This is a genomic window from Methylocystis sp. B8, from assembly GCF_005771425.1.
Classification (GTDB): domain Bacteria; phylum Pseudomonadota; class Alphaproteobacteria; order Rhizobiales; family Beijerinckiaceae; genus Methylocystis.
Genome location: NZ_VBTZ01000001.1, coordinates 869,693 through 892,500 on the forward strand (window position 1 = coordinate 869,693; position 22,808 = coordinate 892,500).

General features: G+C 62.7%; 21 protein-coding genes, 1 tRNA gene and 1 riboswitch (1 of these 23 cut by a window edge). Of the genes, 13 read left to right on the forward strand and 9 right to left on the reverse strand.

Annotated features, from left to right (window positions below; all coding sequences use genetic code 11):
- Nucleotide 1 precedes the first annotated feature (1 nt).
- The 6 genes from FEV16_RS04160 to apaG form a co-directional block, all read right to left on the reverse strand.
- Nucleotides 2–379 (reverse strand): Mth938-like domain-containing protein, encoded by a 378-nt coding sequence (locus FEV16_RS04160; protein WP_138166300.1) that lies wholly within the window; start codon nt 377–379, stop codon nt 2–4.
- Nucleotides 376–1,443: a protein translocase subunit SecF gene (gene secF / locus FEV16_RS04165; protein ID WP_138166301.1), complete on the reverse strand. Its 1,068-nt coding sequence runs from the start codon at nt 1,441–1,443 to the stop codon at nt 376–378. Before secF ends, FEV16_RS04160 begins: the two co-directional genes overlap by 4 nt.
- Before the next feature lie 13 nt (nt 1,444–1,456).
- Nucleotides 1,457–3,049, reverse strand: coding sequence for a protein translocase subunit SecD (gene secD, locus FEV16_RS04170; protein WP_138166302.1), 1,593 nt, complete (start codon nt 3,047–3,049; stop codon nt 1,457–1,459).
- A gap of 36 nt (nt 3,050–3,085) precedes the next feature.
- On the reverse strand, nt 3,086–3,718 hold the full coding sequence (gene yajC / locus FEV16_RS04175; protein ID WP_246657161.1) for a preprotein translocase subunit YajC: 633 nt from the start codon (nt 3,716–3,718) through the stop codon (nt 3,086–3,088).
- 205 nt (nt 3,719–3,923) lie between these two features.
- A complete protein-coding gene (gene argE, locus FEV16_RS04180) occupies nt 3,924–5,081 on the reverse strand; it encodes an acetylornithine deacetylase (RefSeq protein ID WP_138166303.1) in 1,158 nt (385 codons plus the stop codon).
- 8 nt (nt 5,082–5,089) lie between these two features.
- Nucleotides 5,090–5,482 (reverse strand): Co2+/Mg2+ efflux protein ApaG, encoded by a 393-nt coding sequence (gene apaG, locus FEV16_RS04185; RefSeq protein WP_138166304.1) that lies wholly within the window; start codon nt 5,480–5,482, stop codon nt 5,090–5,092.
- A 719-nt stretch (nt 5,483–6,201) separates the two neighbouring features.
- Between apaG and FEV16_RS04190 the strand changes: the two genes are divergently transcribed.
- The 5 genes from FEV16_RS04190 to FEV16_RS17410 all read left to right on the forward strand — a co-directional run bounded on the left by FEV16_RS04190 (nt 6,202) and on the right by FEV16_RS17410 (nt 10,327).
- The gene (locus FEV16_RS04190; protein WP_138166305.1) at nt 6,202–8,781 is read left to right on the forward strand and encodes a TonB-dependent receptor; all 2,580 of its coding nucleotides are present in this window, start codon (nt 6,202–6,204) and stop codon (nt 8,779–8,781) included.
- A 172-nt stretch (nt 8,782–8,953) separates the two neighbouring features.
- Entirely contained in the window at nt 8,954–9,319 is a 366-nt protein-coding gene (locus FEV16_RS04195; protein WP_138166306.1) for a DUF2946 family protein, read from the forward strand.
- A gap of 116 nt (nt 9,320–9,435) precedes the next feature.
- Nucleotides 9,436–9,666, forward strand: coding sequence for a hypothetical protein (locus tag FEV16_RS04200; RefSeq protein ID WP_138166307.1), 231 nt, complete (start codon nt 9,436–9,438; stop codon nt 9,664–9,666).
- Between the two features lie 25 nt (nt 9,667–9,691).
- Nucleotides 9,692–10,078 (forward strand): hypothetical protein, encoded by a 387-nt coding sequence (locus FEV16_RS04205; RefSeq protein WP_246657162.1) that lies wholly within the window; start codon nt 9,692–9,694, stop codon nt 10,076–10,078.
- Between the two features lie 114 nt (nt 10,079–10,192).
- Nucleotides 10,193–10,327 (forward strand): hypothetical protein, encoded by a 135-nt coding sequence (locus FEV16_RS17410; RefSeq protein WP_281404838.1) that lies wholly within the window; start codon nt 10,193–10,195, stop codon nt 10,325–10,327.
- A gap of 2 nt (nt 10,328–10,329) precedes the next feature.
- Here the strand turns inward: FEV16_RS17410 and FEV16_RS04210 are convergent, their stop codons facing one another.
- On the reverse strand, nt 10,330–11,535 hold the full coding sequence (locus FEV16_RS04210; protein WP_138166309.1) for an O-succinylhomoserine sulfhydrylase: 1,206 nt from the start codon (nt 11,533–11,535) through the stop codon (nt 10,330–10,332).
- A 75-nt stretch (nt 11,536–11,610) separates the two neighbouring features.
- A riboswitch (SAM riboswitch) is annotated at nt 11,611–11,689 on the reverse strand.
- Nucleotides 11,690–11,788: 99 nt separating this feature from the next.
- Here FEV16_RS04210 and FEV16_RS04215 point away from each other — a divergent pair.
- The 6 genes from FEV16_RS04215 (at nt 11,789) to cmk (ending at nt 18,951) form a co-directional block, all read left to right on the forward strand.
- Nucleotides 11,789–12,889, forward strand: coding sequence for a 2'-deoxycytidine 5'-triphosphate deaminase (locus FEV16_RS04215; protein WP_138166310.1), 1,101 nt, complete (start codon nt 11,789–11,791; stop codon nt 12,887–12,889).
- A gap of 4 nt (nt 12,890–12,893) precedes the next feature.
- Entirely contained in the window at nt 12,894–13,892 is a 999-nt protein-coding gene (locus FEV16_RS04220; RefSeq protein WP_138166311.1) for a c-type cytochrome, read from the forward strand.
- A 139-nt stretch (nt 13,893–14,031) separates the two neighbouring features.
- Nucleotides 14,032–16,512 (forward strand): TonB-dependent receptor, encoded by a 2,481-nt coding sequence (locus FEV16_RS04225; RefSeq protein WP_138166312.1) that lies wholly within the window; start codon nt 14,032–14,034, stop codon nt 16,510–16,512.
- A 279-nt stretch (nt 16,513–16,791) separates the two neighbouring features.
- Nucleotides 16,792–16,866, forward strand: a tRNA-Gly gene (locus tag FEV16_RS04230).
- A 115-nt stretch (nt 16,867–16,981) separates the two neighbouring features.
- A complete protein-coding gene (gene aroA / locus FEV16_RS04235) occupies nt 16,982–18,328 on the forward strand; it encodes a 3-phosphoshikimate 1-carboxyvinyltransferase (RefSeq protein WP_138166313.1) in 1,347 nt (448 codons plus the stop codon).
- Nucleotides 18,325–18,951, forward strand: coding sequence for a (d)CMP kinase (gene cmk / locus FEV16_RS04240; RefSeq protein ID WP_138166314.1), 627 nt, complete (start codon nt 18,325–18,327; stop codon nt 18,949–18,951). Before aroA ends, cmk begins: the two co-directional genes overlap by 4 nt.
- A gap of 34 nt (nt 18,952–18,985) precedes the next feature.
- Here cmk and FEV16_RS04245 read toward each other — a convergent pair whose 3' ends face one another.
- Nucleotides 18,986–20,110 (reverse strand): helix-turn-helix transcriptional regulator, encoded by a 1,125-nt coding sequence (locus FEV16_RS04245; RefSeq protein ID WP_138166315.1) that lies wholly within the window; start codon nt 20,108–20,110, stop codon nt 18,986–18,988.
- A gap of 126 nt (nt 20,111–20,236) precedes the next feature.
- On the opposite strand from FEV16_RS04245, the gene gluQRS reads away from it, so the two are divergent.
- A complete protein-coding gene (gene gluQRS / locus FEV16_RS04250; protein WP_138166316.1) occupies nt 20,237–21,187 on the forward strand; it encodes a tRNA glutamyl-Q(34) synthetase GluQRS in 951 nt (316 codons plus the stop codon).
- A gap of 98 nt (nt 21,188–21,285) precedes the next feature.
- Nucleotides 21,286–21,552 (forward strand): phosphopantetheine-binding protein, encoded by a 267-nt coding sequence (locus FEV16_RS04255; protein WP_138166317.1) that lies wholly within the window; start codon nt 21,286–21,288, stop codon nt 21,550–21,552.
- 43 nt (nt 21,553–21,595) lie between these two features.
- Here FEV16_RS04255 and FEV16_RS04260 read toward each other — a convergent pair whose 3' ends face one another.
- Nucleotides 21,596–22,808, reverse strand: the 3' portion of a protein-coding gene (locus FEV16_RS04260) for a M23 family metallopeptidase (RefSeq protein ID WP_138166318.1). Its footprint extends 806 nt past the window's final position; 1,213 of the gene's 2,019 nt are visible here — the last part of the coding sequence; the start codon falls outside the window, past its right edge — the gene reads right to left on this strand; the stop codon is at nt 21,596–21,598.

Sequence of the window (22,808 nt, forward strand, 5' to 3'; positions counted from 1 at the left end):
GTCACACCGCGATCAGTAGAGCGCCGACTCGGCGATCCTCGTCGACGAGCATATTGTACGTGCGCACAGCGGCGCCCGTCGCCATGGTTTCGCAGCCGACGCCCGATGCGCGCAGCTTGGCGCGCAAGACGCTTGCAAGCGGCAGCAGGTCCTGTCCGGTTCCGACGACGAACACGTCGAGACCGCCGCTTTCAGATAGCGCGCGATCGATCATCGCTTCGTCGATCTCCGCGGCGTTGCTTAGAGGCACGGCGCGCACGCCGGAGGGCAGGGCGAGAATAGAGCCTTTGTGGGACATATCGGCGAAGCGAAAGCCGCCGCCGCCGTAGTCGTCGATCTTGTGACGGCCGGGCACATAGCCGCCGTCGCGAGCGGTCAAGCCGGCCTCGTCTTAGTGGCCCGTTTGGTGGTCGCCTTCCGAGAGGGCGCGGGCGTCTTTTCTGCGGCAGTGGGAGGATTCGCCGGCGCGGCGGCGGCCTCGTCACGCGCGGAAACGGCCGTCTCCGCCTTGTGCTCGGTCTCGTGCTTCTGCGCCGCCTTGTCAGCGTCTTCGTTGCGCAGGCCGAGATAGATCAGCATCGGCGAGCAGATGAAAATCGACGAATAGGTCGCGACGAAAATGCCCCAGATCATCGCGACCGAGAACGAGCGGATCACCTGGCCGCCGAAGGCGACCAGCGCAAAGAGCGCGAGCATCACGGTCGTCGCCGTCATGATCGTGCGCGGCAGGACGGCGTTGATCGACATGTCGACCATCTGCGCCGTCGCCATTTTCTTGTATTTGCGCATGTTCTCGCGGATACGGTCGAGCACCACCACGGTCTCGTTTAGCGAGTAGCCGACGATGGTCAAAATCGCCGCGATCGACGTGGTGTTGAACTCAAGCTGCGTGATCGAGAAGAAGCCCACCGTGAGCAGCAGATCATGCATCGTCGCGATCACCGCGCCGATCGCGAACTGCCATTCGAAGCGGAACCAAAGATAGGTCAGCACCGCGATGATGGAGAGCACGACGCCAAGCGTGCCGGATTGCACTAATTCATTCGAGACGCGCGGGCCGACGACTTCGACGCGACGCAGATCGTAATAGGCGTCCACGGCGCCGCGCACGCGCTCAACCGCCGCCTGTTGCGCGACGTCGCCGCCGGGCTGCAGGCCGAAGCGAAGGGTCGCGTCGGCCGGATTGCCGAAGGCTTGCACTTCGATGTCGCCGAGATGCAGCCCTTCGCCGATGGTGCGGAGCGTGCCGACTTCCGCGGCCCCGGATTTGGCGCGCAGCTCGATCACCGTGCCGCCGGCGAAGTCGATGCCGAAATTCATGCCCCTAAAGACGAAGAGGGCGACGGCGATCAGCGACATCAGGGCCGAGAACGGATAGCTCACGCGGCGGAACCGCATGAACGGGAATTTGGTGTTCTCCGGGGCGAGGCGCAGAAGTTTCATAAATGTCGCCCCTTCAGATCGGCAGCTTGGTCGGCCGCGCGTAATGATACCAGACGGCGATCATGATGCGCGTCATGGTCACCGCGGTGACGATGGTCGTCAGAATGCCGAGCGCAAGCGACACGGCGAAGCCGCGCACTGGTCCCGTGCCAAGAAAATAGAGGATGGCCGCGGCGACGAACATGGTGACGTTCGAGTCGACGATCGTCGCGAAGGCGCGCGTGAAGCCGGCGTCGAGCGACGCGAGGATCGAGCGTCCCGCGTGATTTTCCTCGCGTATCCGTTCGTAAATCAGCACGTTCGAATCGACCGCCATGCCGATCGTCAGCACGATGCCGGCGATGCCCGGCAGCGTCAGGGTCGAACCGAGCAGCACGAGGCCGGCGAAAATGAAAGCGATGTGCACGAAGAGCGCGAGATTGGCGAAGACGCCGAAGACGCCGTAGGTGATGAGCATGTAAATGACGACGAGGCCCGCGCCGACATAGGCGGCGCGCTTGCCCGCGTCGATCGAATCCTGGCCGAGGCCGGGGCCGACGGTGCGCTCCTCGACGATGTTGAGCTTTGCGGGCAGGGCGCCGGCGCGCAGCAGGATCGCGAGGTTGTTTGCCTGTTCGACCGTGAAACGCCCGGAAATTTGTCCTGAACCGCCAGTGATCGGGGTCAGGATGCGCGGCGCGGAAATAACCTTGTTGTCGAGGACGATCGCGAAGAGACGCCCGACGTTCTTCGAGGTGACTTCGCCGAAGGCCTGTGCGCCGCGAATGTTGAAGCGGAAATTGACGACAGGCTCGCCGCTTCTTTGCTGGTCGAAGCCGGGCTGCGCGTCGGTGAGATCTTCGCCCTTGACCATCACCGTCTTTTCGACGGCGATCTTGCCTTCCTGATCGACCTGATCGAGTTCCTCGGTTTCGGACGGATTCTGGCCGGGTTCGGCGACGAGGCGGAATTCGAGTTTGGCCGTCTTCCCCAGAATTTCTTTCAGGGTTTCCGGGTCCTGAAGACCCGGCACCTGCACCAGCACGCGGTCGTCGCCCTGACGCTGGATGCTCGGCTCGCGCGTGCCAAGCGCATCGACGCGTCGGCGAATGACTTCGATCGACTGCTCAACGGCCTTGCGCGATTTGTCCGTGAGGCCGGCGTCGGTGACGGTCACGCGGATAAGGCCGTCCGGCGAGGCCTCGACGTCGAGCGGCGAAGGACCGCCCAGAAGAGCGTTGCTGAAGCCGTTACGCAGCTGCCGTAGCTTCGGAAGCACCTTCTCGCGGTCCTCCGGATCTGCGACGCGCACTTGCACGCCGCGGGCCGTCGCGCCGATGCCGCCGGTGATGGCGACCTTCTCCTCGCGCAGGATGCGGCGCACGTCGTCGCGCAAGTTCTTCACCTGCGTGCTGATCAGATCAGCCTGGTCGACTTCGAGCATCACATGCGAGCCGCCCTGCAGGTCGAGGCCGAGCACGATAGTCGGCGGAACGAGCCAGGAAGGCAGGCGCGATTTCAGCTCTTCATAATGAGACGCCGACAACATGCTGGGCGCGACGATAAGCACCGCGGCGAGGGTCATCGCCACAATGGCAAAGAGTTTCCAGGTCGAAAATCGCAGCATCGTCCTGCTATCGGCTAGGTGATCGTAAGGGCGGCGTTAGCTCTGGGAGCCGGATTCGGCTTCGCCCGCCGTGCCATCGCCGGGCTTGGCGTTGCCCGACTTAGCGTCGCTGGATTTTGCGCCGCTCGGCTTGGTCTCGCCGGACTTCGCCGATTTTGCGCCGCTCCTTGCGCCGCCAGTCTTGGCCGGCGGCGGCTCCTCCCTCGCCGGTTCGCCCTTAGCGCGCACTTCGGCGATGGCGCTGCGCAGCATTCTCACCCGCACATTGGGCGCGATCTCGACCTCGACTTCAGCGTCGTCGATCGATTTCGTCACCTTGCCGACCAAGCCGCTGGTGGTGACGAGCGTGTCGCCGCGACGGACGTTGCGAAGCTGCGCAAGCGCCTCTTTCTCGCGGCGGGAGCGCGGGCGGATGACCAGAATATACACGATGCCCATCACCACGAAGATGGGAATGAGCTGCCCGAGCATCTCCGGCATGGTCGGAGGCTGCGCTTCGGGCTTGGAGTCCGCCAGCTGTCCCGTTTGGGTAGCGCTCGGCGGGAGCGGCGGCGTTGGAGCGGGCGGCGCGGCGGGGGCGCTGGGCTCGGCCGGCGGGGTCGCAGGCGCTTGGGCGGCGGGCGGTGACGGCGTCTGGTCTTGCGCCAAAGCGTCCGGGATTAGCTTCATTGCGAAATCTCTTAAGGGCTCGAGCCCGGCGCCGATTTTCTTGTCAAAAGCGCCGGAAGGCGGGCGGACTATAGCCGCTCACTTCACGAAAGCAATCTGCGTCGCACGCCCGTCCTGTGCGTCGTCAGAAAAGCAACGTCTCCGGCACTCTGCGCGCTAGAGAGACTCGACCGTAAGCTACTGGATTGCGCGACCCGCCGGGGCTTCAGGATTGAAGTTCGCGTGCAAGGCCGCGCAGAAACTCCAAACAGGCGGCCAGTTCGGAGATGTCGATATATTCGTCCGGCTGATGCGCCTGGTCGATCCGGCCAGGACCGCAGACGACGGCGGCCATTCCTGCGCGCTGGAACTGGCCTGCTTCCGTCGCATAGGGCACCGCGATCGTGGCGTTGCGCTTTGCGAGCCGCAGCGCCAGCGTCTCAGCGTCGGAGCCGGGCTCTGGCGCAAGTCCCGGCACCTGATTCTCCGTCGTGGTCTCGATGCCTGCTTCGGGGAAGCCGGCAAAAATCGACCGTCTCAACTCATCGCAATACGCCTCCAGCCGATCGCGGACAAAGTTCGGCGGCGCACCGGGCAATCCGCGAACCTCCCAAAGGAACTCGCAGTCTTTGGCGACGATATTGCGCGCCGTTCCCCCTCGAATGACGCCGACGTGAATAGAAGAGAAGGGCGGCTCGAAACGGCCGCTCGGATCGCCCTTCGCGCGCAGCTCTTCGCCGATGCGGTCGAGTTCACAGACGAGCTTGCAGGCGACATGCACCGCGCTGACGCCGCGATGCAAATTGGCCGAATGAATTTCGAAGCCCCGCACGCGCGTCAGATAAGTGGTCACGCTCTTATGCGCATCGGCGATTTCCATAGACGTCGGCTCGCCGACGACGACGGCTGACGGACGCGGCAGGTCGGCGCCGAACTTCGCGATGACATCGAGCGGACCAAGACAAGTGGTCTCCTCGTCATAACTCAGCAGAATGTGGATCGGTCGGGACAGCCGCGCCGCTTTGAACTCCGGAATCATCGCCAGACATGCGGCGTCGAAGCCCTTCATGTCCACGGCGCCGCGGCCGTATAGCCGCTTGTCGTCACGTCGCAATGTGAACGGATCGGCGCTCCATTCTTGCCCTTCGACCGGCACGACGTCGGTATGGCCGGAGAGCAGGACGCCGCCGTCGGAGTCGGGCCCGATCGTGATGAAAAGGGCGGCCTTGTCGCCGGCCGCGTTCGGGACGCGTTGGAAGCGCACGTCCTGCTCGCGCAAATAGGATTCGACGAAGCCGATCAGCGGCAGATTCGACTTGGAGCTTACCGTGTCGAAAGCGACCAATCGGGAAAGCAGCTCGATCGCATTTTCAAGGCGATCCATTTGCCCGCCTAATTCAACGTCGGACGCGACAAGGGGCTGTCGAGCGAGAACGCAGGCACTTCCACGTCGAAGGTTTCACCGGAGTCGGTGACGACGCGGTAGCTGCCCTGCATCATGCCCGAAGGCGTGCTGAGCGGACATCCCGATGCGTAACGAAACGTCTCGCCGGGCTCCAGCACCGGCTGCTCGCCGACGACGCCAGGACCGCGGACCTCCTCGCGACGTCCGTTGGCGTCGATAATGATCCAGTGACGCGACAAAAGCTGCACGCGAATGCGCCCAAGATTGGCGATCTCGATCGTATAGGACCAGAAGTAGCGATCCTGGTCGGGGTCTGAGCGATCCGGCAGAAAGTCGGGAAGCGCCGTTACCTGTATGTCTTTAGTGATGGCGATGTACATGGGCGCAAGATTAGTGCGGGCGCCAACAAAGGGAAACGTTTTTGATTAGGCGCCTGAGCGGCGGAGAAGTTACCCCGAGGCCCCCGACTGTTACCGAAGAGACACACCGATCGCTTTTTGGCCCTCAACGGCAGGCGAGATCTATTCACGTCGCAATTTACTGTAAATAGTGGATTTCAGCTTTGACTGGGATCAAAATGCGGCTCACGACGTTTCGAGCGCTACTGCTTGCCCTGGCGATGGTCGTCCAGACCGTCGCCGGCGGAGTTGGGCTGGCGCACGCAACTTCATCGTCCGCGACCGAGACGCTTTCAGCCCCGTGTCACTACTGGCGCGCTGGGGAACAGCCCGCGTCCAACGACAGGCTGGGCCACAGGCACAACTGCCAATTCTGTCTCTTATGCGGCGAGCCGCCGCCGGCCTGGATTTCGTTAAACTCTCATTATCTCGTCGCGATCGGCGAATATGCGCTGGTCGACGCGCGCCTACGCCCCATGCGGCCGCTCTCCGAGCGACCGGCGCGGGCGCACTGCGCTCGGGCGCCGCCCCTTTCACGCGCCTAAGTCTGGCCGACACGAGCGCGAATAAGCGCATCGGTCTGGACCTCATCGGCTGCGCATAACAGCTTCCGAAAAACCTTAGTTCGCGCGCTCGTTGCATCCAACGCCGCAGCTCGCTTCCCGTATGCGTCGATCTCGTCGGCGCCGAGGAATATCGTCATGACTCGTCGTTCTCGCCTCCTCACAGGAGCATCTTTCGCCACGCTCAGCCTGTTCGTCGCCTCAGCCGCGGATGCGCAGCAGGCGCTGCCCACTATCAACGTCGGCGGGGCGCGCGGTCCAGTGCATAGAGGCCCTGCGGGCCAAAGCGCCGGCGGACCGGGACGCGTCACTACCGCGGAGCCCGGACCATCCGAGCCCGGGACGGATCGTTATTCGGAGCCAAAGCCCGCGCCGTTCAGCCGCACGTTGCCGGCGAATATTCCGGCGGTGGTCGAGAGCAGGACGCGCAAAGAGATTCAAAAAACGACGAATATTATGACCTCGGAAGACGCGTTCAGATACATGCCGTCGATTCTCATCCGCGAGCGCTTCATCGGCGATCGCAACGCAATCGTTTCGACGCGCACGACCGGCACGATTCAGAGCGCGTTGGTGCTTGTCTATGCCGACAACGTGCTGCTCTCGAATCTGCTCGGCAACAGCTTCAACTTCGCGCCGCGCTGGGGCATGGTTTCGCCCGCCGAAATTTCGCGCATCGATGTCATGTATGGGCCGTTTTCGGCGCTCTACCCCGGTAATTCGATCGGCGGCGTGTTGACCATGACGACGCGCATGCCGGACGAGTTCGAGGTTCACGCCATGGGCACCGCGGCGGTGCAGCCGTATAGTCTTTACGGCACAAAGGAACTCAATCTCGGCGGCGTGGCCAATGTGCTGATCGGCGATCGGATCAACGATTTCCGCTACTGGGTTGGCTATGAGCACCTCGACAATCAGGGTCAGGCGCAAACATTCCCGGGAAATTTCCTGACGCCTGGCACGGGTTCGGCTTTTTTCGGAGGGTACCAAGACTTCGACCAGCAGGGACGCTCACGGATCATCACCAATTCCGCCGGGGCCGATTACCTGCAAACTGATCTGGCAAAAGTAAAAGTCTCTTATGACATCGCGCCGCTTGTGCGCGCCAAATATCAGGTCGGCTTCTGGACGCTGAATGATACGACGAGCGTCGAAAGCTATATTCGCGACAGGAACGGGATGCCGATCTACAACACGCAGACCGGACGCGTGCAGCTCGGCCCGTTCTCCGTTACGCCAGGCGGCGTCAATCCTGGCCACGGCGCTGCCAATCACCTGATGCAGGCGCTGGAGCTGAGACGGGATACGGGCGGCGTCTTCGATTTTGATTTTTCGGCGACCTCGTTCAACTTCCTTCGTGATTTCACAAACAATGCGCAATCCTATGGTCCGCGTGTCAACGCGGCGGGAACCGCCTATAATATCGATCCACGCGGGTTGAACACCAATAATGGCGGAACCTTTTGGCGCACCGGCGACGCGCGATTCATCTGGCGCCTGCCTCAAGATTTGCTCGGCAAGCATGAAGTGTCGTTCGGCGCGCACGGCGACCTTTATTCGCTGGCCACGAAGCAGACCAGCACGGTTTCCTATCCCAATAACTATTACATGGGAATTCAGGCGCTTAACTTCGGCAAGACCGAAACGAAAGGCGTCTACGTTCAGGAAGTCTGGAGGCCGCTCCCGGACTGGAAATTCACCGCCGGCGCACGCGGCGAGTGGTGGCGCGCCTTTGGCGGCATGAACGCCACTGGCGGCTTCGGCAGTGTGTCGAACCCCGTTGGCCGGGCCTTCGTCGGCATTCCGCTGGCGGCCGCGAACATTACCTACTTCCAGAATTCCGATAAGGGCGCCTTCTCGCCGAAGGCGGCGCTGGAACACTATTTCACGCCGGAGCTTTCCGTGCGCGGGTCGATCGCGCGCGCCTATCGCTTTCCGACCGTCAACGAACTGTTCCAATCTCTCTCGAGCCCAAGTTCGTTGGTCATCAATAACCCGAATCTGCAGCCTGAAATCTGCACCTGCTACGATGTGACCACAGAATATCGGAAGGTCGACGCCTTCGGCGGCGCAATCGGTCTCTTCAACCCGCGCATCAGCTTCTTTCTCGACGACCGGTGGAACGCCATCGCCAGCCAGACGGCGCTCTCCGCCTTCGGCATACAGGTCTCGCAGAACGCCAATCTGGACAAGGTGCGGTTTCGCGGCATTGAGACGGCGGCGCACATGAAGGACATTTTCATTCCGGGACTGGATTTCGAAGGGGGCTTCACGCTCACCGACGCAAAAATCCAGACTAATCTTTCGAGCCGCAATCTCGACAGCATTCTCTTTGCCGGAAATCAGTTCCCGCGCGTTCCCAAATATCGCTTTCGCGGCGTCGCCAGCTACAGCCCAAATCCCGATATGTCCTTCGCCTTGGGCGCGCGCTATTCGTCTCCGGCGTTCGTCACCTTCGCGAACACGGACTTCAACCACAACAACTACGGCAATGTGGACAGTGAAATCCTGGTTTTCGATATGAAAGCGAGATACCGGCTTGAGCCGAATTGGTGGCTGTCCGTCGGCGTCAACAACATCGGCCGCTGGAAAGCCTATGTGAATCCGAACCCCTATCCGCAGCGCACCTTCTTCATCGCGCTCAATTATGACATCGGCGGCCCGGATGGCGCAGGCATAACGATCGATCGGGGAGGCTCCACGTCGACGTACAGATAAGCCTTCGTGACGATTCGCCTTTGGCGTCCAGCGTGCCGTCATCCGGGTGAGACGCTTTGCCGCTGCAAGGCGGCTGCGACAAGATTAACTTGTCGCGGCCTTCGCTTTTTGCTTACATCAGCGCACACATGTGAAATCCGCATGCGCGCCTGATCAAAGGCTGAAAGACTTTATGCGTCGCAACTGGTTGACAGTTCTGCTGTTCGCGCTCGCGCTGACCGTTCAGGCCTTCGCGCCTGCGGCGGCGAATGTCGCGTCGCGGATGGGCGCCGGCGACGTCGTCAATGAATTTTGCTTCACTGACATTGCCTCAAGCAACCAATCGCAGGACCCAGCTCATTTAAAGAGCCATCGGGACGCCTGCCTTTTCTGTCAGTCTTATTGCGATGGCGTCGCTCCTCTCGCAGCGCGAACCATTCATTTTGGCAAGGCGCCCGTCCAATGGACTGCGCTTAATTGGACGGTGGCGGACCGCGCCCTGCCGACCCACCCGCAGGATTTTTCCAGACAGGCGCGCGCGCCTCCAGCCAACTCCTGATCCTTCGCCACGCTGTCGCGTCGTTTTGCGCGTCTCGCCCGGAGTCCGGGCGGCGCATAGCGTCTAGCGCAGCAAAAGGACAACGCCGCGCAAAGCGGCGGACCGGGAGTGAGCCCATGTTTCGCAAACGTAAGCCGAGCGGGCGAGAAAGCGTCGTCGCCGGCGCAACGCTCGAATCTCTGATGAAGCGCGAAGACGCGCAGCCTAGTCACGCGCCCGGCATGGCGGCGCTCGTCGCGATCGTGCCGGGAACGGCGCTGTGGCGCGAGAACGACCAGCGCGTCATTCGCTTGATCGACCTCGAACGCCGCGCCCGCTTCTCGCGGCCTTTGACCGACGCGACCTGAACCGATGTCTGCTTTGGCGTCCAGAATGGCTATGCTGCGTCGCGTGCGTGCGCGACTTGGCGCGACGCTGCTCTTTGCAGCGGCGTCGCTCTGGGCCGTCGCGCCGCTTGCGCGCGGCGTGGCCGAAGCTGGCGTCGGCGGCCGTCTCATCGCTCAACTCTTTATCTGTTTCGCGTCGGGGACCTCCCAACCTGACGCGTTTCCCGGGCGGCTGGGCCCCAAAGACGATCGCTCCGCCTGTATCCTCTGCCAGGCGTTTTGCAGCGGTCTTGCGCCCCTTGCGGCGCGGCCCGGCCCGATTGGCGCGACGCCCGTCCAGAGCCTTACGCTCGCATGGACGGTGGCGGACCGCGTCGCGCCGACGCCCCGGCCCGACCCAGCCAACCGTCCGCGCGCGCCGCCGGCGGTCTGACGCTGTGTCGTAAACGGCCTGCGTCGGCGTCGATTCTCTTCTCACGCCGCCGCCGCGGGCCGCCGCTTTGGTTTTCCCGCATTCCGTAGCGAATGCTTTTGAAAGGGCCTGCCGATGAGCGAACTGATCACGGGCGTCGTGCTGGAGACGCTTTGCGCCATACTCGCCGCATCCTATTTCGTCGCCGAATGCGCGATGCAGGAGGCGAAAGTTTTGGCTCGCGCCGAGAGGCGGGAGAGCGCGCGATAGGACTAAGCGCGCGCGGCGGCCCAAAGCCCGCGCGCGAGATCGTCGATGAGATCGTCGGCGTCCTCGAGGCCAACCGAGAGCCGCAGCAGCCCTTCGCCAATGCCGAGCGAGGCGCGCGCTTCCGGCGTCAGCCGCTGATGGGTCGTCGTCGCCGGATGGGTGATGAGGCTCTTCGCGTCGCCGAGATTGTTTGAAATTTTGATCACTTCAAGCGCATTGGCGAGGCGGAAGGCGGCCGCCTTACCGCCCGCCATGTCGAAACTCACCAGCGTCCCGCCGCCAGACATTTGACGACGCGCTAGATCGACCTGTGGGTGATCCGCGCGGAAAGGATAGAGCACGCGACAGACGGCCTTCTCTTCAGCAAGGAAGTCCGCGATCTTGGCTGCGCTCGCAGTCTGCTGCGCGACGCGCAGCGGCAAGGTCTCCAGTCCTTTTAGCATCACCCAGGCGTTGAACGGCGACATCGCCGGGCCGGTCTGGCGCAGAAAATTATGAACGCTCTCTTCAATCAGCGCCTGTGACGCAAGGATGACGCCGCCGAGACATCGGCCCTGGCCGTCGATGTGCTTGGTCGCCGAATAGACGACGACGTCGGCGCCGAAGTCGAAGGGCTTCTGCAACAACGGCGTCGCGAAGACATTATCGACGACGAGCTTTGCGCCGGCCTCGTGCGCAATGTCGGCGATCGCCTTGAGGTCATAGACCTCGAGGCCCGGATTGGTCGGGCTTTCGAGGAAGAAGAGTTTCGTTTCAGGACGAACGGCCGCTTTCCATTGCTCGATATCGGCGCCGTCGACGAGAGTCGACGCGATTCCCAGTCGCGGCAGCAAATCCTCGACGACATAGAGGCAAGAGCCGAAAAGCGCCCGCGCCGAAACGACATGATCGCCGGCTTTCAACTGTGCGAGCATGCTCGCCGTCACCGCGGCCATCCCGCTTGCGGTGGCGCGGGCCGCCTCGGCGGCCTCGAGAAGGATCATGCGCTGCTCGAACATCGCCACAGTCGGGTTCGAGAAGCGCGAATAGATGAAGCCTGGATCGTCGCCTTTGAAGCGCGCCTCGGCCGCCTCCATCGTCGGATAGGCAAAGCTCTGCGTGAGATAGAGCGCCTCCGATAATTCTCCGAAGGAAGAGCGCTGCGTCCCGCCATGCACGAGTTGCGTGGCTGGTTTGAGCGGCCTGCGCGGCGGTGCGTCGGCGGACATTTGTTCTCCCTCGGCGCGACTCGCGCCAATTCTTGATGAGCGCCAAACGGCGCCGCTGCGCAAAAAGCAGGGTTTCCTTCGGGAGACCCGGCCTTTTAGCGCGTTGTTTTTCGTGGCGGCAAGCCGGCCGGCTCAAATAACCACGTGCGCCTATAGAGGCCAGAGCGGCCTGAGCTGTCAACAGCCCTGGCTTGAAAGGCGGCGCGATTTGGCGCTTATCCGCTTCAACAAAGGGAAACGGGACGAGATGCGAATGGGCGGCGTGCTTTCCAGCCGGCAGATTCAGGCGATCGCCGACGCTGGCCAAATCCGCCTCGCGGCGCCCCTTGCGCATGGGCAGATTCAGCCGGCCAGTCTTGATCTGCGGCTCGGCCCCAAGGCCTATCGCGTGCGGGCGAGTTTTCTGCCGGGCAAGCGCCGTAGCGTCGACGAGCTTCTTTCCGCGCTCAAATATGACGAGATGTCGCTTGAAGGCGACGGGGCCGTTCTGGAGCGTGGTTGCTTCTACGTCGTGCCGCTCCTGGAAAGTTTAGCGCTCGATGAGTCTGTCGTCGGCGCCGCCAATCCGAAAAGCTCGACGGGTCGTCTCGATATTTTCACCCGGCTGATTACGGATCGCGGCGACCGCTTCGATGAGGTCGCCGCTGGATATCGCGGGCCGCTCTATGCCGAAGTGTCGCCGCGCAGCTTTTCAGTGCGCGCGCGCCTGGGCACGCGATTGAACCAGCTGCGGTTTCGCGCGCACCTGCCCGGTAGATCGGCGGGCGGAGCGCTCGGCGACGCAGACCTCGCCGAACTGCATCGCAAATCGCCGCTCGTCGACGGCCCGCTCAATTTGCGGGACGGCGTCGTGCTGCGCGTTGCGCTCGACGCTGGAGCCTTCGGCGGCATCATCGGCTATCGCGCGCAGAAGCATACCGATGTGATCGATGTCGATCGGATCGGCGCCTATCGCATCGACGATTATTGGGACCGCTTGCCGTCCAGAGACGGCAGGCTGATCCTCGATCCGGGCGATTTCTACATTCTCGCCTCGCGTGAACGCCTTGCGATTCCGCCCGACTTCGCCGCCGAAATGGCGCCGATGGACGCCGCGATTGGCGAGTTTCGCGTGCATTACGCCGGCTTCTTCGATCCGGGCTTCGGGGCTGGCGCCGACGGGCGACCGGGCGCCCGCGCCGTTCTCGAAGTGCGCTCGCGTGAAGTGCCATTCATTTTGGAAGACGGCCAGTTCATCGGTCGCCTTGTCTATGAGCGCATGGCCGAAACTCCCGAGGCGCTTTACGGCCAAAGCGGCGTGTCGAATTATCAGGGGCAGGGGCTCAAGCTCTCAAAACATTTCCTGACGGAGTGATCTGATGCGCAACGCGCTTCTTGGCGGCGCGCTATTCGCGCTCTTATTCTCGGCATCTGTCGCCGCAGAAGAACTCGGCGCGCCGAGCGCGAAGTTCTGGTCGGCGCCGCAAGTCGACGCGTTGCCTTACGATGCGCATAGCGAGCTCATCCGCCATGGGCGCGATCTTATCACCGCGACCTATTCGCATATCGGTCCCGACATGCCGGACCGCGCGCAGCGCTTTGCGGGCGACAATCTCGCTTGCGGCAATTGCCATCTCGACGCCGGCGTAAAGAAATTCGGCCTGCCGCTCTTTGGCCTCGCGGAGGATTTCCCCGCCTATAGCGCGCGCGCCGGCGCAAAGATCAACCTTCAAGACCGCATCAATTCATGCATGACGCGCAGCATGAACGGACGTCCGCTGCCGGTCTCTTCGCCACAGATGCGCGCGATCGTCGCTTATATTCAGTTTCTGTCGACCGGCGTGCGCAAGGGCGAGAAGCTCTCGGGGCTTGGCGCAGGAACCATGCCGGAGCTCGACCGCGCCGCCGACCCCGCGAGGGGGCGCGACGTCTATCAGGCGCGTTGCATCGGCTGCCATAATGTCGATGGCGCCGGCGTGCAGAACAGCCTGCCGGGACTTGGCGCCGGCTACGCCTTTCCGCCGCTCTGGGGCTCGGACAGTTTCAACGACGGCGCCGGCATGGCGCGGCTCATCACTGCGGCGAATTTCGTCCATTCCAACATGCCGGACGGCGTCGACTATCTGCATCCGCGGCTCTCGCCTGAAGAGGCCTGGGACGTCGCGGCGCTGATGATCTCGAGGCCGAGGCCGCATCGCGCTGGGCTCGAAAGGGATTTTCCCGACCTCCTGCAAAAGCCGATCGACGCGCCTTACGGCCCCTATGCCGACGGCTTCTCCGAAGCGCAGCATAAATACGGTCCCTATGGGCCGATTAGAGAAAAGCTGAAGGAAATCGAGAAGCAGAGGGGCGAGGTGAGCAATCCCAATGTGAGATAGCGTCGAACGTGGGTGTGGCTCGTTTGCAACAGATTACTTGCAATCGCGAATCGCCTTTAAAAACACTCTTCAACTTTGGCGGCCGACCGCTGAGAATAAGCTGTCTTGATCTGATTATCATACACGAGCCGCCTCCTCCATGGACAGTCGTTATCCGACCGCCGTCTCCCTTTTCGCGCTCGCGGCCGGTCTGACGATTCTTTGTCTGGGCGAGGCCGCCGCTCAGACGGCATTGCCGACAATCAATGTTGGCGGACACGCGGCGAGGCGAACGACGCATAGGCAGGCGGCGCATCCGCAAGGCCCTGCGCGGCCAACCACGCTTGTCGAAGTCGCGCCGGGGCCCTCTGGACAGTCGTCCGAAAACGATACCGCGCTCGGGCCGAAAATCGACTATCCCGCCGGCCCAAAGGAAATGACGTCGTCGAGCGAGAGGTTTTTCACCGGCGGACAAGTCAACGCGATTCCCTTCTATCGTCCCGGCGAAGCGCTCGAAGTCGTGCCCGGTCTCGCGGTGACGCAGCACAGCGGCGAGGGCAAAGCCAACCAATATTATCTGCGCGGCTTCGATCTCGATCACGGCACTGATCTCGCGCTTTATCTCGACGGCATGCCGCTCAATATGCGCACCCATGGCCACGGCCAGGGGTATGCGGACGCCAATTTCGTCATGCCGGAATTGCTCGCGTCGGTGGATGCGCGAAAGGGTCCGTACAACGTCGAGGATGGCGACTTCTCGAACGCCGGCACCATCCGCATGCAGTATCTGAACCGCGTGCCCACGGGCGTGTTCACGACCAGCGCCGGCGAATTTGGATTCGCGCGCCAGTTCGGCATGAAGTCATGGGCGTTCATGGACGGCGACATTCTCGGCGCCGCGGAAGCGTCCGTTTATGACGGGCCGTGGCTTGTGCCGAACAGAGTGCGCAAGATCAACGCAGTGATGCGCTGGATTCGCGGCACGGAGCATGACGGCGTTGGCATCACCGGCATGGCGTACGCCAACCGCTGGAATTCGACGGACCAGATTCCGTTGCGCGCCGTCGAGCAGGGATTGATGTCACGCTGGGGGACGATGAACCCGACCGACGGCGGCGACACGACGCGATTCAGTATCTCCGGTCACTGGGCTCAGCTCAGCGAAACGAACTATTCTCGCATCGAAGGCTACGCCGTCCATTCGACCTTGGATTTGTTCAACGACTTTACCTATTTTCTGAATCATCCCGAGCTTGGCGACCAGTTTCGCCAGTTCGATCGTCGAACGATGATCGGTTCGAACGGCGTTCACGGCATCCGGTTCAACATGGCGGAAACGCCGTTTGAATTGCGCTTCGGTTATCAGACGCGTTACGACGACATTCGCGTTGGGTTGCAGGACACTTACGTGCGCAGGCCCTACGATGCGATACGCAACGATCATGTGGGCGAAGCGAGCCTTGGCCTATTCAGCGACGTCAAGACGAAATGGGCTCCCTGGCTGACGACCGTCGTCGGCGCGCGTTGGGACTATTATTGGGCAAGCGTTGGCGGACTTCAGAATTATTGGGCTTCGCCCATTGTCGGTTTCGTCGGCGACAATCCGGCTCAACCGGTCCATCTATGGACCGCCCCGTTCAACAACGGAGCGAGCACGGGACAACTGCTTAGCCCCAAGGCGTCGGTGATCATCAATCCATTCGACGACAGAACCGATTTCTATCTCAACTTCGGGCGCGGATTCCACTCGACTGACGCGCGCGGCACGACGCAGACCTTCTCAACGACCGAAGCGTCGGACGATCTCGGCTATGTGTTCGCGCAACGTCGGCCGCTGCTTTCGCCATCAACCGGCGCCGAAGTCGGCATGAAGACCAGAGCGATCGACGGCCTGGAATCAGCGTTGACGCTCTTCTGGATCAAGCTCCAGTCGGAAAATGTTTTTGCCGGCGACGAAGGCAATACGGTGTTTGGCCCGCCGAGCCGCCGCATCGGAGTTGAATTCACCAATCATTATCGGCCGGTCTCGTGGTTGGGATTCGAAGGCGACCTGACCATGACCGATGCGCGGTTCCTTGGCTTCGATAGGGATCAGGCGGACCTCTACCTTCAGCTGCTTCAGCCTGACGCGCTGCCTTGGGGCACGTTCCTTGGCAACAAGCCAGGGAACTTCCTGATCAACGCCGCGCCGATCATCGCGACGGCGGTTCTGGAATTGGGCGAGCCGACAGGCTGGTTTGGCGCGCTCAAATATCGCTACATCGGCCCGCGCGCTTTGACCGAGGACGGCTTTTTCAAAAGCCCTGCGATCGGCACGGTGAATGCGCGCATAGGCTATCGCTGGAAAGAGGGTTGGAAGTTCCAGCTCGACGTCTTCAACATGCTGAACTCCCGTTCGCAGTTGATCGCCTATGGCTATGGCTCTCTGATCGGAACGGATTTGCTCTACCGGGCCTGCAACGGCGTCATCGCCGCGCCGGCGACGAACGCTAATTGCGCCGTCGGGAGGATGGATGTCCATGCGCATCCGATCGAGCCGCCGGCGTGGCGTCTGACTTTCGGCGGACCGATCGAATTTGATCCATCGGTCAAAGGCCCGGACCTCATGGAGCCGTTCAATCTCGTAAGATTTTGGGAGTGAGGGGGGTTGCGGAAAGGCTTCCTCATCCTGAGGAGCGCCCGCAAGTCGCGGGTTTACCCGACTTGCGGATGTAATGTCGATCTCGGGCAGGCCCGAGATCGAAGGCGCGTCTCGAAGGACGAGGAAGTCTTTTTCCGCGCAAGTTTTCCTCACCCTCGTGCTTCGAGACGGCTCCTGGGGAGCCTCCTCAGCATGAGGTGAGGAAAACGGGCGACACCAGGCTGGACCGGATCGCTGTTCCGTTGAAACTCACCGCCCGCCGCGTTACACAAGGAGGGCGCGGGCGTAGTTCAGGGGTAGAACGTCAGCTTCCCAAGCTGAATGTCGTGGGTTCGATTCCCATCGCCCGCTCCAACTTCCCCAGCAAGGCGCGAGAAACACCGCCCTGAGCGCCGGCCGCCGCTGTTGAGCATCCCCTCCAAAAGTGCGAAGCGGATAGCGACTGAATCGCGTCCGATCGAAAGCGACTATGCCGCAAGCCGCCCATGCTCACGCTCCCGCCGCTGCCCTCAGCGCCCATAAGTCCGGGTCGCTTAAAGGCCGCGTGCGTCCGCCGGGCGATAAATCCGTCTCGCATCGCGCGCTGATCTTCGGCCTGCTCGCGATCGGCGAGACGAAGATCGAAGGACTGCTCGAGGGGGAAGACGTGCTGCGCACCGCGCAGGCCTGCCGCCAGCTCGGCGCGAAGATCGTGCGCCACGCCGATGGAAGCTGGAGCGTCTGGGGCGCGGGGCTCGGTTCGCTGCTGCAGCCCACCGAGACGCTCGATTTCGGCAACGCCGGCACCGGCTCGCGCCTGATGATGGGCGTCGTCGCCGGCCATCCGATCGTCGCGCGTTTCGACGGCGACGCGTCGTTACGCAAACGGCCGATGAAACGCATCCTTGATCCCCTTGCGCTGCAGGGCGCGCAGGTTCTGGAGCAGGCAGAGGGCGGCCGTCTGCCGCTTGTGCTGCAAGGAGCGAGCGAGCCTCTGCCGATCGAATATAAGACGCCCGTCGCCTCAGCGCAGATCAAATCCGCGGTGCTGCTCTGCGGGCTGAATTCGCCCGGCCAAACGACCGTGATCGAGGCCGAGGCCTCGCGCGATCACACCGAAAAAATGCTCGCGCATTTCGGCGCGAAGGTCATGAGCGAGCCTTACGGCGCGCACGGCCGCAAGATCGCGCTTGAAGGGCGCCCGGAACTTTTAGCGCGCGAGGTACGGGTTCCCGCCGATCCTTCATCGGCCGCATTTCCGCTTGTCGCCGCGCTGATCGTCGAGGGCTCCGATATTGTGATCGAACGCGTCATGACCAATCCGCTGCGCAGCGGGCTCTTAACGACGCTGCAGGAGATGGGCGCGGATATCATTTTGGAGAACAGGCGCGAGGAGGGCGGCGAAGAGGTCGCCGACATTCGCGCGCGCTACTCGCATCTCACCGGCGTCGATGTGCCGGCGGCGCGCGCGCCTTCGATGATCGATGAATATCCGATCCTCGCGGTCGCGGCTTCCTTCGCCAAGGGCGAGACGCGGATGCGCGGGCTTTCCGAATTGCGGGTGAAGGAATCGGATCGCCTTGAGGCGGTCGCCGCCGGGCTTAAAGCCAATGGCGTCGATTGCGAGATCATCGGCGACGATCTCATCGTGCGCGGCAGAAGGGTCGCCGGCGGCGGCATGGTCGAGACGCATCTCGATCATCGCATCGCCATGAGCTTTCTCGTCATGGGGCTCGCCGCGGAGAAGCAGGTCACGGTCGACGATGAGACGATGATCGCGACGAGCTTTCCAGCGTTTCGCGCGCTGATGGAGCGGCTCGGAGCGCGATTCTCGTGAGCTTCGTCATCGCGATCGACGGCCCCGCGGCGTCGGGGAAGGGCACGCTGGCGCGGCGGCTCGCGGCGCATTACGGCCTGCCGCATCTTGACACCGGATTGCTTTATCGCGCCACGGCCTGCGCGCTGCTCGACGAAGGCCTGCGCCTCGACGATATCGAGGCGGCGGTCGCTGCTGCGCGCAGCCTGTCGCTCACTGATTTCGACGAGACGCGGCTGCGCGCGCGCGACATGGGCGAGGCGGCCTCCGTCGTCGCCGCCATGCCGGCAGTGCGAGAAGCGCTCATCGACATGCAGCGGGTTTTCGCGGCGCGGCCTGAGGGCGCCGTCCTCGACGGGCGCGACATCGGCACGGTCATCTGTCCCGATGCGAAGGTGAAGATTTTCGTCACCGCCGCGCCGGAGACTCGCGCGACGCGCCGCGCTCTGGAGCTTGCGCGCGCTGGCGAAGAGGCCGACTACGCCGCCATTCTCGAAGACGTCAGGAAGCGCGACGAACGCGATAGCGCGCGCAGCGCAGCGCCGTTGAAGGCGGCCCCTGACGCCGTGACGCTCGACACAACCGACCTCGATATCGAGGAAGCATTCGCCGCGGCTCTCGCGATCGCCGAGTCGCGGCGCTGAAGGCCGGTCCTTCTCACGGCGCTTGATCGCTCCGTCACACTGGAGCCTCTTCAACCAGCTGCAGCGTAAAATTCTGCGTCGCTGCGAGAAGCGCGACAATCTGGGATTGCCTGTTCGAGCCTGTTTTCGCGAAGACCGACTTCACCTGGCTGCGGACGGTGCTCAACTTCACCTTGTGACGCTCTGCGATCTGATCGAGCGTCAGTCCCTCGGCGAGACTTCCCGCGACGCGCGCTTCGGTCGGCGTCAAATCGAAGAGGCTTTGCACCAATGCGGCGTCCAGCGCGGATGGCCGCGAAAGGGGTGTCACAGCAAGCACGCCGAGGCCGCCGCCGAAAAGATCGCGCGCATTGCCGGTGACGGGGATCAGATGCATCACCACCGGACGATCGCCGGCGCCTTTTGAAGGAAAGGAGCGTACCGACGCCGCCGCAGGATCGCCGAGATCGGCAATAGCGCGTCGCAGCAGTTTGTCCGCCGCGGGCTCGATGAGCGCAATGCGGTCGCGCGGCATCCAGACATGATGAGAGGCGAGTTCCTCGATCAACCCATTGGCGGCGAGCACGCGGCCTTCGACATCCAGTATCGCCGCCGGGACGCCGAGCGTTGCGAGCGCTTCAGTGGCCGATCGCAGTCGCTCAAGTCGCCAACGCGCGGCGAGCAGACCGGCGCGCGCGAGATGCGGCCGCAGCGCGTCGAGGCGCGCGAGTTCGGCGGGCCCGAACGGCGGCTCTCCCTTTCGCCGCTTGATCTGAAACACGACGAGATCGCCATTGGGAATCGGCACGGCGGTCGCGGTGCAATGATGAATGCCGTTGGGCGCGCACCACTCCTTTATGACCGGCTCCTCGGCATATTCCTCTTCGGTAAAGCCTTCCTGAAAGCCTTCCTGATCGGTGACGAAACCGGCGCGATTGAATGCGAGGAGCCGGCTCAGAACCTGGCTTCGCTCAAGACCGCCGCTGCTGAAGAACGCGTCCGCGCCTTTTTCCAGAGCGCTTGAACAGCGCCAGCCGAGCCAAGCGTCAGCGCGACGGGCGATGAGCGCGCCGCCGGCGGCTTCCACAACCTTGGCGATGTCATGCATGATCCGTGGCCAGCAATCGGGCTCGGCGGCGGCTTCGTAGATGTCGTCGACGATCGATTCGAAATCTGGCATGTGTAAGTCCAACAGCTTAAAGGGCTAATTGGCTACTTTGGAGCAAGCGTCGGCATTCGTCCACTTGCGCCGAATGCGTCCCGGCTGATCCGCCGGCCGGAGAGCTGGCCCTGCTAAGCGAAGTTGATGACATCCAAAAAACAACGCGTTTTCCGTTTTGCGCCATCGCCGAACGGCTACCTGCATCTTGGCCATGCCTACTCGGCGCTTTTGAATTTCGATCTCGCGCGTGACTGCGGCGGGCGCTTTCTGTTGCGCATCGAGGATATCGATAGGGGCCGCGCGCGACCCGAGTTTGAGGCTGCGATCTATGAGGATCTCGCCTGGCTTGGACTCGACTGGGAGCGCCCGGTCCGCCGACAGTGCGAGCATTTCGGCGCCTACGCGCGCGCGCTCGAGCGTCTTGACGAGATGGGCCTCATTTACGCTTGCGACTGCAAGCGCTCCGACATCGCGCGTGCGACGGCGGCACAGGCGCACTGGCCGCGCGATCCGGACGGATCGCCGCTCTACCCCGGGACATGCCGCACGAAGCCCCGTCGTCCGGCGCGCGAGGTCCTCGCAAAGGGCGGCGTCGCGTTGCGGCTCGACATGCGTCTGGCGTCGACTCTCGCGGGGCGGGGGCTGACGTGGCGGGAATTCGGCGACGTTTCGCCGTCATTGCGAGGAGGCGTAGTCGACGAAGCAATCCAGGCGAGGACTCATAGCTCTGGATTGCTTCGCTGCGCTCGCAATGACGGGGAGGGGACGGCGATCGCCGCCGATCCCGCGCAATGGGGCGACGTGGTTCTCGCGCGCAAGGACACGCCGGCGAGCTACCACATCGCCGTCGTCGTCGACGATGCGCTGCAGGGCGTGACGGACGTCGTGCGCGGCAAGGATTTGTTTGAGGCGACAAGCTTGCATCGCCTGCTGCAACATCTGCTCGGCCTGTCGGCGCCGAACTATCTGCACCATGATCTCATTATGGACGAGAAGGGCGAGAAGCTTGCGAAGAGCGTGGCGTCGACCGCGCTGCGCGCCTTGCGGACGCGTGGCTGGACGCCGGCAGACGTGCGCCGGCGGATAGGACTATAGAACCTGACGGCGTCCCCATGTGCGTCGCCGCACGAACATTCTCTCCGGCTTCCCATAGCTTTGGATCATCGAATTCTGATGCGCCAGGGGAGACCAAAATGTTTGAGATCATCCAGAGACTGATTGATCAGGAAGTCCAGATCAGCGTTCCGGCGTCAAATCTGACCCCGCGCGCCAATCTCTATGAGCTGGGAATGACGCCCTACACCGCGATCCGTTTGCTGCTCGCGATCGAGCGTGAATTTCGGGTCGAATTCGCCCGCGACTCGCTCACCCGTGAGACGATGGCGACGATGGAGAACATCGTCCGCGGCGTGCGCGCGGCCCAGTTTGCTCCGGCCTACGAATGGCGTGACGCCGCTTGAAGAGATCGCGGCGCGTCGCATGCGCGCCGGTAGTCGCAAAACATTATTTCGACTGGCGCGTCGCGACCTTGGCGTCGTTATTGGGCGCTCTGGCCATAAGACCATCGATGCGATCGCGCTCTTTCTTGAATTCGGCGAGAAGCCGGCCCTCGATCTCACGCGTTCGCGCGAGCTTCACGCGCATCGGATCGACGAAATGGCCGTTGACCATGACCTCGTAGTGGAGATGCGGTCCGGTCGATAAGCCGGTAGATCCCAGGAAGCCAATGACCTGGCCCTGTTTGACGCGCATCCCTTCCTTCACGCTGCGCGCAAAGCCTGACATGTGGTTATAGGTCGTGATGTAGCCATTGGCGTGCTGGATCTCCACGCGCCGCCCATAGCCTGAATCCCATTGCGCCTTGATCACCGTCCCGTTGCCGGCCGCAAGAATCGGCGTGCCGATCGGCGCCGCCCAGTCGACGCCCGTGTGCATCTTGTAGTAGCCGAGGATCGGATGACGGCGCATGCCAAAGCCTGATCGCGTCTCGCCGAGAGCGATTGGCTTGCGCACGAGGAATTTGCGGCTCGAACGGCCGTTATCGTCGTAATAGTCGAGTAGGCCGTCGTCCGGGGTATAGAAGCGATAGTAGCGATATGTCTCGTTGCGAGTCGTTAGCGATGCATAGAGCAGCGCGTCTCTGCCGGCGGTCGAGCCTTCCTCCGCTTCGTCGTAGAAGACGTCGAGCGCATCGCCGCCAGCGACCGCGCGCTGAAGATCGACGTCGTTTGCGAAGACTCGCACGATCTCATTGATGATCGGCTTCGGAATCTGCTGCTTGAGAGCGGTTTCATAGAGGGAATCGTAAAGGCGCATCGCGCCTTCGTCCTCGTCGATCTCATTTTGCGACTTTGACCCGGCATCTTTGGCGAAAGACGTCGGCCCGGTCGGCGTCTGCACGAACGTGCCCTTGTCTGTCGCCGCAACGATCGATTCGATAGTTTCGTCGTTGTAGACCGACACGCGGGCGAGTTGCATATTTTTGCCGGAGCCATCGAAGTCTGCAAAGAGCAGCTTGACGCGCTGGCCTTCGCGCACGGGTTCGCCGCGCTTGTTCTTGAAGGCGGCGGCCACCGCGGCGGCGCGGTCTTTGGGCGCGCCGCCGCTATCCAAAACGTCGGCGAGCGTCTGGCCGCGTTTTACGACGACAAGCTTCTCTTCCATCTGAGTCGGTTGCGGCGTGTCGCGCGGCGCCACGGTGACGTTTTCCGCCACC